Below are 14,646 nucleotides of genomic sequence, written 5' to 3'. Positions count from 1 at the left end.
CGGCACGGTCTCCGACCGCGGGGCAGGATGGCCGCATGGCCAAGTCAACGGCACCGTCTCTGAGCCCGACCAACTGGGTGGCCGACCACACCCAGCGCTATCTCGACAGCGGCGGCGAGAACGGGCACCTCTGGTACGGCCCCAACGGCGAGCTCAGCGAGGGCGTCCCGACGCTGCTGCTCACCACGACCGGGCGCCGCTCGGGCCAGCCCAGGCGCACCGCGCTGATCTACGGCCAGGACGGCGGCGACTACGTGATCGTCGCGTCCGTCGGCGGCGCCCCGAAGCACCCGCTCTGGTACCTCAACCTGACCGCCGACCCGGCCGTCACCGTCCAGGTCGGCGCGGACGTCTTCGAGGCCACCGCCCGCGTCGCGACGCCGGACGAGAAGGCCCGCCTCTGGCCCAGGATGGTCGAGGTCTGGCCCCCGTACGCCGACTACCAGAAGCGCACCGACCGCGACATCCCCGTCGTCCTGCTCACCCGCGCGTCCTGATCTCGCCCGCGCGCCGCCGACGCGGGCCGGTCAGGCCGGGGCCGCGTCGGCGGGCAGCGTGGTGTCGGCGGGCAGAGCGGCGTCGGTCGTGTCCGCCGGTGGGGTGCGCGGGAGGCGGACCTGGAAGCGGGTGTCGCCCGGGGTGGAGCTGACGACCCGCAGGTCGCCGTGGTGCTTGTTGACGACGATGCGCCAGGAGATGTCCAGGCCGAGGCCGGTGCCCTCACCGACAGGTTTGGTGGTGAAGAACGGCTCGAAGATGCGGCCGACGATCTCCGCCGGGATGCCGGGACCGGTGTCGCCGATCTCGACCGTGACGGCCTCGTCGTCGCCCCAGGTGCGGATGGTCAGCGTGCCGGTGCCGCCCATCGCGGAGACCGCGTTGTCGATCAGGTTCGTCCAGACCTGGTTCAGCTCGGCGGCGTAGACCGCGATCGGCGCGAGCGACCGGTCGAAGTCCTTCACGACCCGTACACCGTCGCCGATCTTGCGGCCGAGCATGACGAGGGTGCTCTTCAGCAGGTCGTGAATGTCGACAGTCTGGAACGGGGCGCGGTCGAGCTGGGAGTACTGCTTGGCCGCGCCGACGAGCGTGGACACCCGGGTCGTCGAGTCCTCGATCTCGTTCATGAGCAGCTCGGTCTCGACGGTGTAGCCGAGCCAGCGCACGGCGCTGGGCAGGTTCTCGTCGCCGACCAGCTCGGCGACCTGGTCGAGCCAGCCGACGCCTAGCCCCGCCTGAACGAACACCGGCGCGACGTCCCAGCCGGACTCGATGCCGTGGTCGTCGAACCAGTCGCTCAGTTCGTCCTCGCGGTCGCTCGTCTCCAGCGGGGACAACGTCGGCGCCTTGGCGACCCGTTCGGCCGCCTCCTCCTGGAGGCGGATCAGCGTGGTCAGCGCCCCCTTGTCGTACGCGCCACCAGCGATGAGGCCGAGCTTGTGCCGCATCCCGGCGACCCGCTCGCGCAGGCCAGCCGTCGCCCGCACCGCCGCCGCCGCGGGGTTGTTCAGCTCGTGCGTCAGGCCCGCCGACAGCGCGCCGAGGGCGAGCAGCCGTTCGCGCTGCCCGACGGTCTCCTGGAGGTTGCGCAGCCCGAAGAACAGGCCCTCCAGCAGATGCACCGCCATCGGGAACCAGTCGCGCATGAGGAACGAGAACTGGTCGGCGTCGAGCACGAAGAACCGTGACGGCCGCAGCGCCCGCAGCGACTGCGGGTAGGTCTGCGGGACCCGCTCGCCCAGGTAGGCGTTCCAGGCGCCGCCGTAGACGCCCCGGTGACCGGTCCGGCTGATCTCGACGTCGACGCCCTGGACCCGCTTGATCACCGCGACCTCGCCGGAGAGCAGGACGAGGAACAGCTTCGCCGGCTCGCCCTCGACGATCACCATCCCCGGCTCGGCCTCGATGACCCGGCCCCGCTCGCACAGCCAGGCGAGCTGGCTGTCGCTGAGCTTCTCGAACAGGAACAGCGTCCGCAGCTCGTCGATGTCGCACGGCAGCCCCTCGGCGACCGATGACGTGCCCTGGGGCATCGGCGCGCCCTGGGACGCCGCGCCCGCGCTTCCCCCGCTCATGCGAGGAACCTGTGGACGAGCGCGATGGCCATCGCGCCCTCGCCGACCGCCGAGGCGACCCGCTTCACCGACTCCGACCGCGCGTCTCCGGCCACGAACACCCCCGGCAGGCTGGTCTCCAGGTGGTAGGGATCCCGGTCAAGTGTCCACCCACGCGGCCGGCGGCCATCAACCACGAGGTCAGGGCCGGCGACCACGAAGCCGTGGGCGTCCCGCTCGACGACACCGTCGAGCCAGTCGGTGCGCGGCTCGGCGCCGATGAAGACGAACAGCCGGCTGGCCGGCACCGTCTCCGTCGTACCTACGGCGTTGTCCCGCAGGATCAGGCTGTGCAGGTGATCGTCGCCCTCCCCCGCGATCACCTCGGTGCACGGCCGGACGGTGATGTTCGGGATCGCGGCGATCTGCTGGATCAGGTAGTGCGACATCGACGCCGTCAGGGACGGGCCGCGGATCAGCATCGTGACCGACCGGGCGTGCCGGGACAGGTAGACCGCCGCCTGCCCCGCCGAGTTCGCCCCGCCGACGATGTAGATGTCCTCCCCGGCGCAGCCCGCGGCCTCGGTGAGCGCCGAGCCGTAGAACACCCCGCGCCCGGTCAGCGGCTCGAGACCCGGCGCCGGCAGCTGGCGGTAGGAGACGCCGGTGGCCAGCACCACGGTGTGCGCCGACAGTTCCCCGCCGTCGGCGAACCGGACGGTGCGGGCGCCGCCGTCGGCCCGCAGCTCGACGATCTCCCTGGCCGTGATCACCTCGGCGGAGAACTTGACCGCCTGGCGGCGGGCCCGGTCGGTGAGCTGCGACCCGGACACGCCGTCCGGGAAGCCCAGGTAGTTCTCGATGCGCGAGCTGGCGCCGGCCTGCCCGCCGGTGGCGGTGCGCTCGATCAGCACGGTGCGCAGCCCCTCCGAGGCGGCGTACACCGCGGAGCCGAGCCCTGCCGGGCCACCCCCAATGATGATCACGTCATAGAAGTCCTGGCCCGGGGTGGTGCTCAGCCCGACCTCGGCGGCGATCTCGGCGTCCGTCGGGTTGACGAGCGCCGCCCCGTCCGGGGTGACGACCACGGGAAGCACCCCGACGCCGACCGCCTCGGCCGAGGCACCGTCCGACGCGAGGGACGCGCCGTCCGACGCGGGGGCCGCGCCGTTCGCGAGCGCCGCGGCCAGCAGGCGCCGACCCTCCGGCTCTTCGGCCAGATACCACCGGTAGGGCACCTGGTTGCGGGCCAGGAACTCGCGGACGTCGTATGACCGGGCGGACCATCGGTCGCCGATGACCCTGGTCTCCAGGACCGGCCGGTGCTCGGAACGGTTCCAGGCGTCCAGCAGCCCATCGATCACCGGATAGAGCTTCTCCTCCGGCGGGTTCCACGGCTTGAGCAGGTAATGGTCGAGATCCACGACATTGATGGCGTTGATCGCGGCATCGGTGTCGGCATAGGCGGTGAGCAGCACCCGCTTGGCGCCGGGATAGAGGTCCATCGCCTGCTCGAGGAACTGGATGCCGTCGAGCTGGGGCATCCGGTAGTCCGCGATCAGAACCGCGACGTGGTCGCCGCGCAGCTTCATCTCCCGCAGGGCGTCGAGCGCCTGCTGCCCTGACTCCGCGCGCACGATCCGGCACTGCTCGCCGAACCGGCGGCGCAGGTCACGGGCGACCGCGCGGGACACGCTCGGGTCGTCGTCGACCGTGAGGATCGCCGGCCGGCTGCCCGCGCGCGCCGCCGGCTCGGCGGGCGTGGCCGAGGTGGCTGGGGTGGAGGCGGGCCCGGTCATGGTCAGTGCCCCTGGCGAAGCCGGCCGAGCCGGGTCGCGGCGGCCGAGCGCGCCCGTCCGAGCACCGCCTGGCCCGCCGCGCGGGCGCGTGCGCCGCCCGAGTCCTCCGAACCGGGAGCGCGCCGCCACTGGACGGCCAGCTCGGCGCGGGTGCCGAACCTCTCCAGATGACGGCCGGTCACGTCCTCGACCTGGCCGAGGGCGACCTTCGTCGGCGCCTCCGCCAGGAGGGTGAGCACACCGTCGCCGCTGGTCAGCAGACAGCTGCCGCCGTTCCCGAGGACGATGCGGGTGGCGCCGTCCTCCTCCTCGCGGATCTGGGCGTGGCGGCCCAGATGCGAGGCGAGCTGCTTGGCGTACCGGGCCGGCTTGTCGGTGGCGACGTCGGCGTGGGAGGTGAACCTGGGGCTCACGGGACCGGAGGAACCCGGCCCACTCGGGACACTGGTCACGGTCGGCTCTCCCTGCTCGGCCCGTCGGCGCGGGCGTGTTGGTCGGGGCCCCCGGCCCGCGGCCCGGAACGGACGGCGGACAACCCCATCTGGTCTAGAGCATAGGTATCTCTCCAGGTGGGAACGTCATGCTGTTCTCTCGGCGAAATCCGTCACGTTGGGTGAATGACGCGGCGGTCGGCGGTCAGGCGCGCCCCGGTCCGACCCGTCTCGGCGTCCTCGCGCCGCCGTGACGCTGCGCATTCCCCCTCACGCCCCGTACCCACGACCGGTTGTCCGGCCGTGCCGGGGTACTGACGCCGACGGATGCGACGGCGGCGTGCTGTGCCGCCCGACATCGGGTCCAGGACGCGTGCCGCGACCTCGACCACGAGAGCTCGAAGGGGGGACGCGGATGGCCACGAAAGTGATGGCAAGCGCCGCGGCGGCGGAAACCGACGAGAGAGACCAAACACTGGTCAAACGGTGCGTGGCCGAGGGGATCGGCTCCTTCTTTCTGGTCCTCGCCGGCGTTGGGACGATCGTGCTGGCTGGGGACTTCGTGGGGACGCTCGGCGTCGCGCTCGCGTTCGGCCTGATGCTGCTCGTCCTCGTCTACGTGATCGGCCCGGTGTCGGGGTGCCACGTCAACCCGGCGGTGACGGTCGGGCTGTGGGCCGCGAACAAGATCCGGTCAAAGGACGCAGTCGCCTACGTCATAGCCCAGTGCGTAGGCGCCATCCTGGCGAGCGCGACGGTCTGGCTGATCGCGGACGCCGGGCCGTTCGGCTATTCGGCCGGGGTGCAGGGGCTGGGTGCCAACGGCTACGGCACACACTCGCCCATCGGCTTCGGGCTGGGCGGCGCGTTCCTGTCGGAGCTGGTCCTCACCGGCCTGTTGGTGTTCACCGTCCTCGGAGCGACCCACATCGAGGCACCGGTCGGCTTCGCCGGGCTCGCGATCGGCCTCGTGTTGACTGTTTGCCACCTCATCTCGATCCCGATCGACAACACGTCGGTGAACCCGGCGCGCAGCCTCGGGCCGGCGGTGTTCGTCGGCGGCTGGGCCCTCGGCCAGCTGTGGTTGTTCATCGTCGCGCCACTGCTCGGAGCGCTGCTGGCGGCGGTCATCCACCGTGTCCTGCGCCCCGAGTTCGGGATCCGGACGTCGACAGCGGAGCGAGCGCTGCCGCAGGAGTCGGAGATGCGGATCGCCCAGGAGACCGCTCGGCTCATGCGGATGCCGCTCGGCGGGCCATACCCCGCCGGCGCCGAGCAGCGCTTCGAGCGGGTCGGCGCGGAGCGAGCCGGCACCGGCCGGGCCGGCACGGAACGCGGGGCGCCGGCGACGGGCGGAAACGATCGCTCGAGCACCGCGGCAGGCCCGTGGCCGGCCCGCGACCAGGAACCGGGCTCGCGGCGGCCCGGCTCCGCGCGGGACGCCGACCGCGATCGCGACTGGCCTCACGACACGCCCTAGACATCAGCGAAGGTTCGCCCGCGCCGTGGGCCGGCGCCGGCGAAGAGTCAGCGATAGCGCGGTCTTTGGCTCGCGTTCTGGCTGACGCAGCGGGCCCGGCCACCCGTGGGACGGGTGGCCAGCGGCAGGGCGAACGTTGCTGGATACGGCACCAAGGGAAGTCGACAGACACCAGGAGTCGACAGACACCAGGAAGCGCGCGGAGGCGGCGCTGTCAGCACGACCCGACGCCGTCAGGCACGGCCCGGGCCTCACGAGGCCCGGGCCGCGTCGCGCGCGGGCGGCCGCGAGAAGGACCGCTACGAGGCCGCGACGCCCGGCTCGTGGCGCAGCGGGCGGACAGGCGGGTAGTGCTCGCGCCGGGCCTGGACACTGACCAGCTCGCGCTCCGGGTAGCGCAGAGCCGTCAACGAGCCGCCGAAGCAGCAGCCGGTGTCGACGCACAGCGTGTTGTTCACCCAGCGGTGCTCGAACATCGGGGTGTGGCCGTAGACGACCGTCGCCCGGCCGCGGTACTGCTCGGCCCACGGCAGCCGGACCGGCAGCCCGTACTCGTCCCGCTCGCCGGTGGTGTCCCCGAACAGCGCGAACGCCAGCGCCCGGTCCGAGTCCCGGCCGTGGTAGGCCTCCTTCAACCCGGCATGCGCGACGACGAGGGCGCCGCCGTCGAGCACCAGGTGCCCCGCCAGCCCCGCGCAGAAGTCGAACGCCGCCGCCTGGAACTCGGCGGGCTCCGCGCCGAGCAGCTCGAGCGTGCGCGCCAGGTTCCCGCCGACCTTGGCCTGGCCGCCGGCCCCGACGCCGGCGCCAGCCCGGCCCAGCGCCCGCACCAGCTTGTGCTCGTGGTTGCCGGCGACCGCCAGCGCGTCGCCGGCGGCCACCATCCCCATCGCGAGGCGCAGCACGCCGGCCGGGTCCGGCCCGCGGTCGACGAGGTCGCCGACGAACACCGCGCGCCGCCCCGTCGGGTGGTGGGCGCCGACCGCCCGGCCGGCGCCGTCGCGGGCGATCTCGTAGCCGAGGCGCCCGAGCAGCTCCTCGAGCTCGTCCAGGCAGCCGTGCACGTCGCCGACGATGTCGAACGGTCCCTGTTCCGCGCGCCGGTCGAGCGGCGACCCGACAAGATCGACGGCGGTGCCCGCGGCCTCCGCCTCGGTGCGCAGCACGTGAACGGCCGCGAAGCCCTCGGCGCGCAGCCCGTGCAGGCCGGCGCGCAGCTCCATGTGCTGCCGGTGGACGACCGCGGCGGCGACGGCCCGGTCCGGCCGTTCGGCCGCCCGGCGGGCGCAGAGCTCCTCCGGCAGGTCGAGCACGATCGCGACCGCCGGGACGTCATGCTCCCTGGCCAGCTCCAGCAGGGGCCGGCGCGCGGCCGGCTCGACGCTGGTCGCGTCGAGGACGGTCAGCAGACCGTTCGCCAGGCGGTGACGGGTGACCAGATGGGCCACCTCGAACGCCGCCCCGGTCGCGGACTGGTCACGCGGGTCGTCGGCGACCAGGGCCCGGCAGCCGTCCGACGAGACGACCTGGGTCGGGCGGAAGTGGCGGGCCGCGAAGGTCGACTTCCCGCTGCCGGCGACGCCGACCAGGACGACCAGGGACAGGGCCGGCACACGCAGCGGTTGGGACACATCCCCATTGTTCCCAGGCCGGCGCCGGCCGTTCCTCGGCCGGGTGCGCCTGGCGGCCGCGAGCCTCCGGGCACGTCGCCTGGAGGCGCCTGGACGAGACACCCCTCATGCGGCGGCAGCCGCCCCGCCATGCCCATGGCTGGCCGCGCCGCGAGCGCGTAGCCGGCCACGCCGCGAGCGCGCGGCCGGCCACGCCGCCACGCCCGGAGCCGCCCACGCCGCCACGCCGCGGTCGGCTACGCGTCATCACGCGCCTCGGCGGCCGCCAGCCCGGCCGGGCATCCGTCTGCTTCGGGTAGCGGCCAGCCGCCGTCCGCGCACCCCACCGGCCTCACATGGCCGAGCGGTGCCGCGTCCCGGCAGTGGCGCAGGTCGGGGCTCTCAGGGCCGTCCCGTGGGGGGCGGGGCGGTCCTGGGAGCTCCGGGCGCCACCGCGCCGCGCCCGCCGGCCTCCCCTGAGCCGACCGTCCGGTCTCTGGGAGGCCCGCGTCCCCCCTCGCCCGGCGACGTGGCCTCCGACGCCACCCGTCGTCCGTGGCGACCGTCCGTCGAAAGCGGCGCCGCGGCCGCTTTCCGTTCGCGACATTCGGTCGAGAGGAGTACCTGGATGAAGCCACACACCGTGCCCGCCCAGATCGCCGTCTTTTCCGGCTCCGAGGACCGCGCCGGGGAGGGCGCGGGCACGCCGCCCGCCGGGGCCTGGCGGCGCAGCAGCTTCTGCGGCGCCGACACCGCCTGCGTGGACGTCGCGATCGGGCCACGCGGGATCGCCGTCCGCGACTCGAAGGATCCGCACGGACCGGTCCTGCGGTTCAGCGCCCGGGAGTGGGAGACGTTCCTGCTCGGGGTGCACAACCGCGAGTTCGAGCTCGGCCGCTCACCGCGGCGCGCTCACCCCAGCGCGCGCAGCCGCGCGTCGATCAGCTCGAGGGACTCGTCGGCGGGGAGAGCGGCGCCTTCCGCCCTGGCCAGTGCCGCCTCGTAGACCCCGACCTCCCGGGGTTCCTCGATGAAGGTGTTCCGGCTGAGCTGCTCGGCGTACACAACGGCCGTGAGGTCCGGGTGATCGAAATCGAAGATCGTGAAGGTGAGCCCGTCGGCCGGGTGGGGCGGCGCGGCGAACGGCACGACCCGGACCACCACCCCGGCGCCGGCAGCGCGGTCCAGAAGATGCCGCCACTGGTCGGCCATCACCTCCGGGCCGCCGATCTCCCGGTACAGGACCGCCTGGTCCAGCACCGCTGTCAGCCGTGGTGGGCTGGAGCGCTCGAGCACCCGTCCACGGCGCATCCGCAACGCCACCCGCCGCGCGTGCACGTCGGGGTCGGTCCCGTTCATCGAGCCGAGAAGCGCGCCAGCGTAGCCACGGGTCTGTAACAGCCCGGGGACCAGCGAGGTGCCATGCAGCCGGATGGTCGACGCGCCGTCCTCCAGGCCGTAGAAGGTGCCGGCTCCAGCCGGCACGAGATCACCGAACTCCTGCCACCATTCCCGGCCACGGGCCCGCCGGACGAGCTCTTCCAGGTCTCGACGCTCGGCGTCGGTCACCTGGATCCAGTTCACGATCGCCGTCAGGTCCTGGACCCGGATACCGGAGATACCGGTCTCCATCCGGCTGACCTTCGCGACCGAGCACTCCAGATGGCGGGCCAGGTCCTCGATGGTCAGGCCGGCTCGTTGCCGGTATCGCCGCAGCCCTTGCGCGAGCCGTCGGCGCGCAACGACCGCGTTCGTCGCCATGACGAGATCCTCCCACTCCCCGCGGCGGACGACCCATACCCAGTTGACCGGTCCGAGCATCGTCAGCATACTCAGGTCGAAACTTGCAATATGTAAATTACGATATAGGTCCGATACATCAGTACCACGCGGGTCCCGTCGACTCCAGCGCCACCCACCGTCGACGCCGGCCCCGCCTCGGTGCCGTCGCTCGCTGCCGGGTACGGGGCGGCAGCGCGAGTCGGCCGGGGGGCGGGGCCGGCCGGATCACCGCCGGCCACGGCGTCCACAGACGGGACCACGCCCACGGCGTCCACAGACGGGACCACGCCCACGGCGTCCACAGACGGGACCACGCCGGCGACGATGTCGGAGGGGGCTCCTACAGTGACGGCGTGGAGATCTCCCTGACCGAGCTCGCGGACGCGCCCGCCTCGTCGGCGGGCGGCCCTCCTTCCGACGCGGACGAACCGGCGAGCGCGGCGCGCGACGCGTTGCGGCGGGTGTTCGGGTACGAGTCGTTCCGCGACGGGCAGCGGGAGATCATCGAGCACGTCGTCGGGGGCGGGGACGCGCTCGTGCTGATGCCCACCGGCGGCGGCAAGAGCCTGTGTTACCAGATACCGGCGCTCGTCCGCCCCGGCACGGGAGTCGTCGTCTCCCCGCTGATCGCGCTCATGCAGGACCAGGTCGACGCCCTGCGCGCGCTCGGCGTGCGGGCCGACTTCCTCAACTCGACCCAGGACCCCGGCCAGCGCGCGACCGTGGAGGCGCTGTTCCTGGCCGGCGAGCTCGACCTGCTCTACCTGGCCCCGGAGCGGCTGCGGCTGCCGGCGACGGCCAGCCTGCTCGACCGGGGGAAGATCTCGCTCTTCGCGATCGACGAGGCGCACTGCGTCGCCCAGTGGGGCCACGACTTCCGGCCCGACTACCTGGAACTGTCCACGCTGCGGGAGCGCTGGCCGGAGGTCCCCCGGATCGCGCTGACCGCGACGGCGACCCCGGCGACCCACACCGAGATCACCAACCGGCTGGGGCTCGCCGACGCCCGGCACTTCGTGGCCGACTTCGACCGGCCGAACATCACCTACCGGATCGTGCCGAAGAAGGAGCCGAAGCGGCAGCTGCTGGATCTGCTGCGCGCCGAGCACGCCGGCGACGCTGGCATCGTCTACTGCCTGTCGCGCTCCTCCGTCGACCAGACCGCCGACTTCCTGGTCTCGAACGGGATCGCCGCCCTGCCCTACCATGCCGGCCTGGACGCCCAGGTCCGCGCCGAGCACCAGTCCCGCTTCCTGCGCGAGGACGGCCTGGTCATGGTCGCGACGATCGCGTTCGGCATGGGTATCGACAAGCCGGACGTCCGGTTCGTCGCCCACCTGGACCTGCCAAAGTCGGTGGAGGGCTACTACCAGGAGACCGGCCGCGCCGGCCGGGACGGGCTGGCCTCCACCGCGTGGCTCGCCTACGGCCTGTCCGACGTCGTCCAGCTGCGCAAGATGATCGACACGTCTGGCGGCGACGCGGCACACCGGCGCCGCCAGAGCGTCCACCTCGACGCGATGCTGGCGCTGTGCGAGACGGTCGAGTGCCGGCGCGTCGGCCTGCTCGCCTACTTCGGCCAGGAGGGGGCGTCGCCCTGCGGCAACTGCGACACCTGCCTCACCCCGCCCGAGACCTGGGACGGGACGGTCGCCGCGCAGAAGCTGCTGTCGGCCGTGCTGCGGCTGGCCCGGGAGCGGCGGCAGAAGTTCGGCGCGGGCCACCTCGTCGACATCCTGCTCGGCCGCGCCACGCAGAAGGTGACCCAGTTCGAGCACCAGACGCTGACGGTGTTCGGGGTCGGCACCGAGCTGAACGAGTCCCAGTGGCGCGGCGTCGTGCGCCAGGTGCTCGCGCGGGGGCTGCTGGCCGTCGAGGGCGAGCACGGCACGCTCGTCCTCACCGACACCAGCGCCGACGTGCTGCGCGGGACGCGCCGGGTCCAGATGCGCCGCGACCCGGAACGCCCCGCCAGGTCCGCCGCCCGGTCGGGGAGTGGCTCGGCCGACGGCAAGGCGAAGCGCGCCGTCGCCGCGGCCGACCTGTCGGCGGAGGCGACCGCGCTGTTCGAGCGGCTGCGCGCCTGGCGCGCCGCCACGGCCAAGGAACAGGGCGTCCCCGCCTACGTCATCTTCCACGACGCGACCCTGCGCGAGATCGCCAGCAGCTCACCCGCCACCCTTTCCGACCTGGCCACGATCAACGGAGTGGGCGAGAACAAGCTCAACAAGTACGGCCAGCAGGTCCTCGACACCCTCGCCGGCTGACCGGGCCAGGCCAGCGGGGCCCTCCTACGGCGCGGTCACGAGCACGGGGCGGTCGGCGAGGGACACCAGGACCTGGGCGCCCACCGCCAGGTCGCCCACCTGGGCGGTGGCGACGTCGGCGACGACCAGGCCCGACCGGCCAGCTCCACCGGGCCCGCCCGGCGCCGCGGCGGCGGTGAGCTCGGCCGAGCCGGTGCCGGCGACACCGGCCCGTTCGATGCCGGGCAGCTCGACCTGGACTCGGGTCACGGCGCCGCGGAACGAACGCTGCACGACCCGGCCAGGCACGCCCGGCGCGGCGGCGGCGCCGTCCCGCTGGCCTTCGGGGCCCCCGGCGGGGTCCAGGGCTGCCAGCAGGACGGCCTCGGGCCGGACCAGCACGGCGACGTCCTGGCCGAGGGACCGGTCCGAGGAGCCGACCTCCAGCACGGGCAGCCGCTGGCCGATGACCTCGACCGTCCCACCGCCGGAACCGGTGCCCGCGGCGTCGAGCCGGCCGGGCAGCCGGTTGACCGTGCCGACGAACTCGGCGACGAACGCGGTCCGCGGCCAGGCGTAGACGACCTCCGGCGCCGCGATCTGCTCCAGCCGGCCGGCGCGCATCACGCCGACCCGGTCGGCCAGCGAGAGCGCCTCCTCCTGGTCGTGCGTCACGAACAGCGTGGTGATGCCGAGCCTGGTCTGCAGCGAGCGGATCTCGTCGCGCAGCGCCGCCCGCACCTGGGCGTCCAGCGCGGACAGCGGCTCGTCGAGCAGCAGCACGCGCGGCTCGATCGCGAGCGCCCGCGCCAGCGCGACCCGTTGCTGCTGGCCCCCGGAGAGCTGGTGCGGGTACTGGCCCGCCCGGTCGGCGAGGCCGACGAGCTCGAGCAGCTCGGCGGCGCGGGCCCGCCTGCGGCGCGCCGCCAGCCCGCGCAGCCGCAGGCCGAAGGCGACGTTGCCCAGCGCCGTGAGGTTCGGGAACAGGCTGTAGGCCTGAAAGACCATTCCCATGTCGCGTTTGTTCGCCGGGACGCCGGTGATGTCGATGCCACCGACCAGGATCTGCCCGGAGTCCGGGCGCTCGAAGCCGGCGAGCGCGCGCAGCGCCGTCGTCTTGCCGCAGCCGCTCGGCCCGAGCAGCGCCACCAGCTCGCCGGGGGCGATCGTCAGTGACAGCCCGTCGAGCGCGGCGACCCTGCCGTACGCGCGGTGCAGCTCGCGCAGCTCGATCCCGACGGCGCCGGCGGCGGGAACGGCGAGCGCGCCGCCGGTGCCGCCGCCGGCCTCGTCGGCGGCTCGCGCGCCCGCCCGCCCGTCGTCACCGGCGACCGCGCCGGGCGCCTGGTCCGCCGTCGCGGTGGTCTCACCCACCGGGCACACCCCCAAGGAACGTCGAGCGCCGGCCACGCCGGTCGCCGAGGAACATGAGCAGCATCAGCAGCGCCCAGGTCAGGAAAAGGGACAGCACGGACACCGCGACGGACACGCCGGCCTGGGTGCCCGCGACCTGCACGACCCAGGTCGGGAAGGTCGACCACAGCAGGAGGCTGGCCATCGCGAACTCGCCGAGCACCAGCGCCAGGGTGAGCACGCAGGCGCCCAGCACGGCGCCGCGCAGGTTCGGCAGCACCACCCGGAACAGCTCGGTGGCCCAGCCGCCGCCGAGGCTTCTCGACGCCTCGACGAGGGTGCGCAGGTCGATGGCGCCGATCCCGGCGTCCAGCGACCGGTAGGCGAACGGCATCGCGAGGATCACGTACTCGAAGGCCAGGATCGTCGGCGACCCGATCAGCCAGTTCGGGGCCCCCTCGAAGGCGCCGAGCACCCCGATGACGAGCACGACGGGCGGGATCACCAGCGGCAGCACGGTGATCGTCTCGATTACTCGGCGCAGCCACGGGAACCGCAGGTGCACCAGCGTCATCGTCGGCACGAGGAGCCCGATCGTGAGCGCGACCGTGATCAGCCCGAGCTTCACCGAGGTCCACAGCGCCGAGGCGAACCCCGGCTCGTCGACGATCGCCCGGTAGGACTCCAGCGAGTAGCCGCCGTCCCGGTCGCGCAGGCTGAACTCCAGCGACGCCGCCATGGGCAGCAGGAAGTAGAGCGCCGCGAGGAGCAACACGGCCCACCGCCAGGCACTGGAGCGGACGGCGGCGGCGGCGCGCGGCCGCCGGCCGCCGGCCGGTCCCCGCCTCGCCGGTTCGCCGGTCACCGGGCCCTGGCCGGCGGGAACGGCCTCCGTGCCCGCTACCGCAGCCATCGGGCGGCCCTCCGGGACAGCAGCAGGTAGCCGACCACGACGACCGCGATCACCAGGATCATCTCGAAGCCAAGCGCCTTGCCGAGGTTCTCGCCGCCGGTGATCACGTTGCCGGACAGGAGCGACCCGATCTTGATCGGCACGAGCGGGACGGTTCCGCTCGTGAGCGCCCACGCCGTCGCGTAGGCCGCGAACGAACTGCCGAACAGCAGCAGGTACGACCCGAGCAGCGACGGCGCGAGCACGGGCAGGCCGACATGGCGCCAGTACGCCCAGGTGGACGCCCCGAGGCCTTCGGCGGCCTCGCGCCACTGCGGGCGCAGGCCCTCGAGCGCCGGCGTGATGACCAGGACCATGAGCGGCACCTGGAAGTAGATGTAGACGACGACGATCCCGCTGAAGGTGAACAGCGAGAACCCGGCCGACTCGAGGGGGAGCCCGACCGCGTCCAGCCACCGGGTGACCAGGCCCGTCGCGCCGAGCGTGGCGATGAAGGCGAACGCCAGCGGCACGCCGCCGAAGTTCGCGAACACCCCGGACGCGGTGGTGATCACTCGGCGCAGCAGGGTGTTGCGCTTCGTCGTCAGCACGGCCTGGGCCAGCAGCGTGCCGAAGACCACGCCGATCGCCGCGGTGAGCAGCGCGACCTTGAGGCTGGTGACGAAGGCGTCCCGGTAGATGCCCTCGAAGCTGAGCCGGATGTTGTGCAGCGTCCAGTTCCCGTCGCCGTCCCGGAACGCGTCGACGGCCACGTTGCCGACCGGCAGCAGCAGGAAGATCACGGTGAAGGCGAGGAAGGGCACGACCCCGAGCAGGGCCAGCGCGTCACGAGGAACCCCGCGCCGGCCCGGCCGCGGCGGCCCCCCCGCGGCCGGCGCCGCCCCGCCGGCCCGCGGCGCCCCGGGCCGGGCCGGCCGGCCGGCGGCCGCCCTGCCGGTGCGCGGGGGGGGGAGCCCCCCCGCCCCCGGGGGCGCCGGC

At 73.6% G+C, this 14,646-nt stretch carries 12 protein-coding genes; 4 read left to right on the top strand and 8 right to left on the bottom strand.

All coding sequences use genetic code 11. The annotated features are described in order from the left end of the window. Positions 1–35 precede the first annotated feature (35 nt). On the top strand, positions 36–497 hold the full coding sequence (locus tag I6A81_RS13445; RefSeq protein WP_203004612.1) for a nitroreductase family deazaflavin-dependent oxidoreductase: 462 nt from the start codon (positions 36–38) through the stop codon (positions 495–497). Positions 498–527: 30 nt separating this feature from the next. On the opposite strand, the gene I6A81_RS13440 is transcribed toward I6A81_RS13445, so the two are convergent. From I6A81_RS13440 to I6A81_RS44845, 3 genes are read right to left on the bottom strand one after another with little or no spacing between them, the layout of a single operon-like run. Further along, entirely contained in the window at positions 528–2,033 is a 1,506-nt protein-coding gene (locus I6A81_RS13440; protein ID WP_238429623.1) for an ATP-binding protein, read from the bottom strand. 38 nt (positions 2,034–2,071) lie between these two features. Then, positions 2,072–3,853 carry an FAD-dependent oxidoreductase gene (locus tag I6A81_RS13435; protein WP_203004610.1) on the bottom strand — a complete coding sequence of 594 codons (1,782 nt, stop codon included), beginning with the start codon at positions 3,851–3,853 and terminating at the stop codon, positions 2,072–2,074. Between the two features lie 2 nt (positions 3,854–3,855). Then, positions 3,856–4,305: a DUF2218 domain-containing protein gene (locus I6A81_RS44845; protein ID WP_307874645.1), complete on the bottom strand. Its 450-nt coding sequence runs from the start codon at positions 4,303–4,305 to the stop codon at positions 3,856–3,858. Between the two features lie 394 nt (positions 4,306–4,699). On the opposite strand from I6A81_RS44845, the gene aqpZ reads away from it, so the two are divergent. Further along, positions 4,700–5,764: an aquaporin Z gene (gene aqpZ, locus I6A81_RS13425; protein WP_238429620.1), complete on the top strand. Its 1,065-nt coding sequence runs from the start codon at positions 4,700–4,702 to the stop codon at positions 5,762–5,764. A 299-nt stretch (positions 5,765–6,063) separates the two neighbouring features. Here aqpZ and I6A81_RS13420 read toward each other — a convergent pair whose 3' ends face one another. Continuing rightward, the gene (locus I6A81_RS13420; protein ID WP_203004609.1) at positions 6,064–7,395 is read right to left on the bottom strand and encodes an AAA family ATPase; all 1,332 of its coding nucleotides are present in this window, start codon (positions 7,393–7,395) and stop codon (positions 6,064–6,066) included. Positions 7,396–8,002: 607 nt separating this feature from the next. Here I6A81_RS13420 and I6A81_RS45540 point away from each other — a divergent pair. After that, positions 8,003–8,380: a DUF397 domain-containing protein gene (locus tag I6A81_RS45540; RefSeq protein WP_203010198.1), complete on the top strand. Its 378-nt coding sequence runs from the start codon at positions 8,003–8,005 to the stop codon at positions 8,378–8,380. On the opposite strand, the gene I6A81_RS13410 is transcribed toward I6A81_RS45540, so the two are convergent. Further along, a complete protein-coding gene (locus tag I6A81_RS13410) occupies positions 8,287–9,195 on the bottom strand; it encodes a helix-turn-helix domain-containing protein (RefSeq protein ID WP_238430747.1) in 909 nt (302 codons plus the stop codon). The two genes, I6A81_RS45540 and I6A81_RS13410, sit on opposite strands and share 94 nt — an antisense overlap. A gap of 314 nt (positions 9,196–9,509) precedes the next feature. On the opposite strand from I6A81_RS13410, the gene recQ reads away from it, so the two are divergent. Further along, complete coding sequence (gene recQ / locus I6A81_RS13405; RefSeq protein WP_407661295.1) at positions 9,510–11,423, top strand: DNA helicase RecQ; 1,914 nt, start codon at positions 9,510–9,512, stop codon at positions 11,421–11,423. A gap of 24 nt (positions 11,424–11,447) precedes the next feature. On the opposite strand, the gene I6A81_RS13400 is transcribed toward recQ, so the two are convergent. The 3 genes from I6A81_RS13400 to I6A81_RS13390 form a co-directional block, all read right to left on the bottom strand. After that, the gene (locus I6A81_RS13400; RefSeq protein ID WP_203006879.1) at positions 11,448–12,776 is read right to left on the bottom strand and encodes an ABC transporter ATP-binding protein; all 1,329 of its coding nucleotides are present in this window, start codon (positions 12,774–12,776) and stop codon (positions 11,448–11,450) included. Beyond that, entirely contained in the window at positions 12,769–13,668 is a 900-nt protein-coding gene (locus I6A81_RS13395) for an ABC transporter permease (protein ID WP_203010197.1), read from the bottom strand. Before I6A81_RS13395 ends, I6A81_RS13400 begins: the two co-directional genes overlap by 8 nt. Beyond that, on the bottom strand, positions 13,656–14,646 hold a 991-nt coding region (locus I6A81_RS13390; RefSeq protein WP_203010196.1), incomplete at its 5' end, for an ABC transporter permease. The genes I6A81_RS13390 and I6A81_RS13395, both read right to left, overlap by 13 nt.

Source organism: Frankia nepalensis (genome assembly GCF_016786325.1).
Taxonomy (GTDB): Bacteria; Actinomycetota; Actinomycetes; order Frankiales; family Frankiaceae; genus Pseudofrankia; species Pseudofrankia nepalensis.
Note: the sequence above shows the minus strand (reverse complement) of the source record. Positions and strands in the feature narration are given on the sequence as shown.

What these genes read in the sequence shown, in the direction of transcription:
- I6A81_RS13410 (WP_238430747.1), bottom strand. Translation starts at nt 9,195, where the DNA reads ATGCTCGGACCGGTCAACTGGGTATGGGTCGTCCGCCGCGGGGAGTGG.
- I6A81_RS13395 (WP_203010197.1), bottom strand. Translation starts at nt 13,668, where the DNA reads ATGGCTGCGGTAGCGGGCACGGAGGCCGTTCCCGCCGGCCAGGGCCCG.
- I6A81_RS13440 (WP_238429623.1), bottom strand. Translation starts at nt 2,033, where the DNA reads ATGCCCCAGGGCACGTCATCGGTCGCCGAGGGGCTGCCGTGCGACATC.
- I6A81_RS13445 (WP_203004612.1), top strand. Translation starts at nt 36, where the DNA reads ATGGCCAAGTCAACGGCACCGTCTCTGAGCCCGACCAACTGGGTGGCC.
- aqpZ (WP_238429620.1), top strand. Translation starts at nt 4,700, where the DNA reads ATGGCCACGAAAGTGATGGCAAGCGCCGCGGCGGCGGAAACCGACGAG.
- I6A81_RS45540 (WP_203010198.1), top strand. Translation starts at nt 8,003, where the DNA reads ATGAAGCCACACACCGTGCCCGCCCAGATCGCCGTCTTTTCCGGCTCC.
- I6A81_RS13435 (WP_203004610.1), bottom strand. Translation starts at nt 3,853, where the DNA reads ATGACCGGGCCCGCCTCCACCCCAGCCACCTCGGCCACGCCCGCCGAG.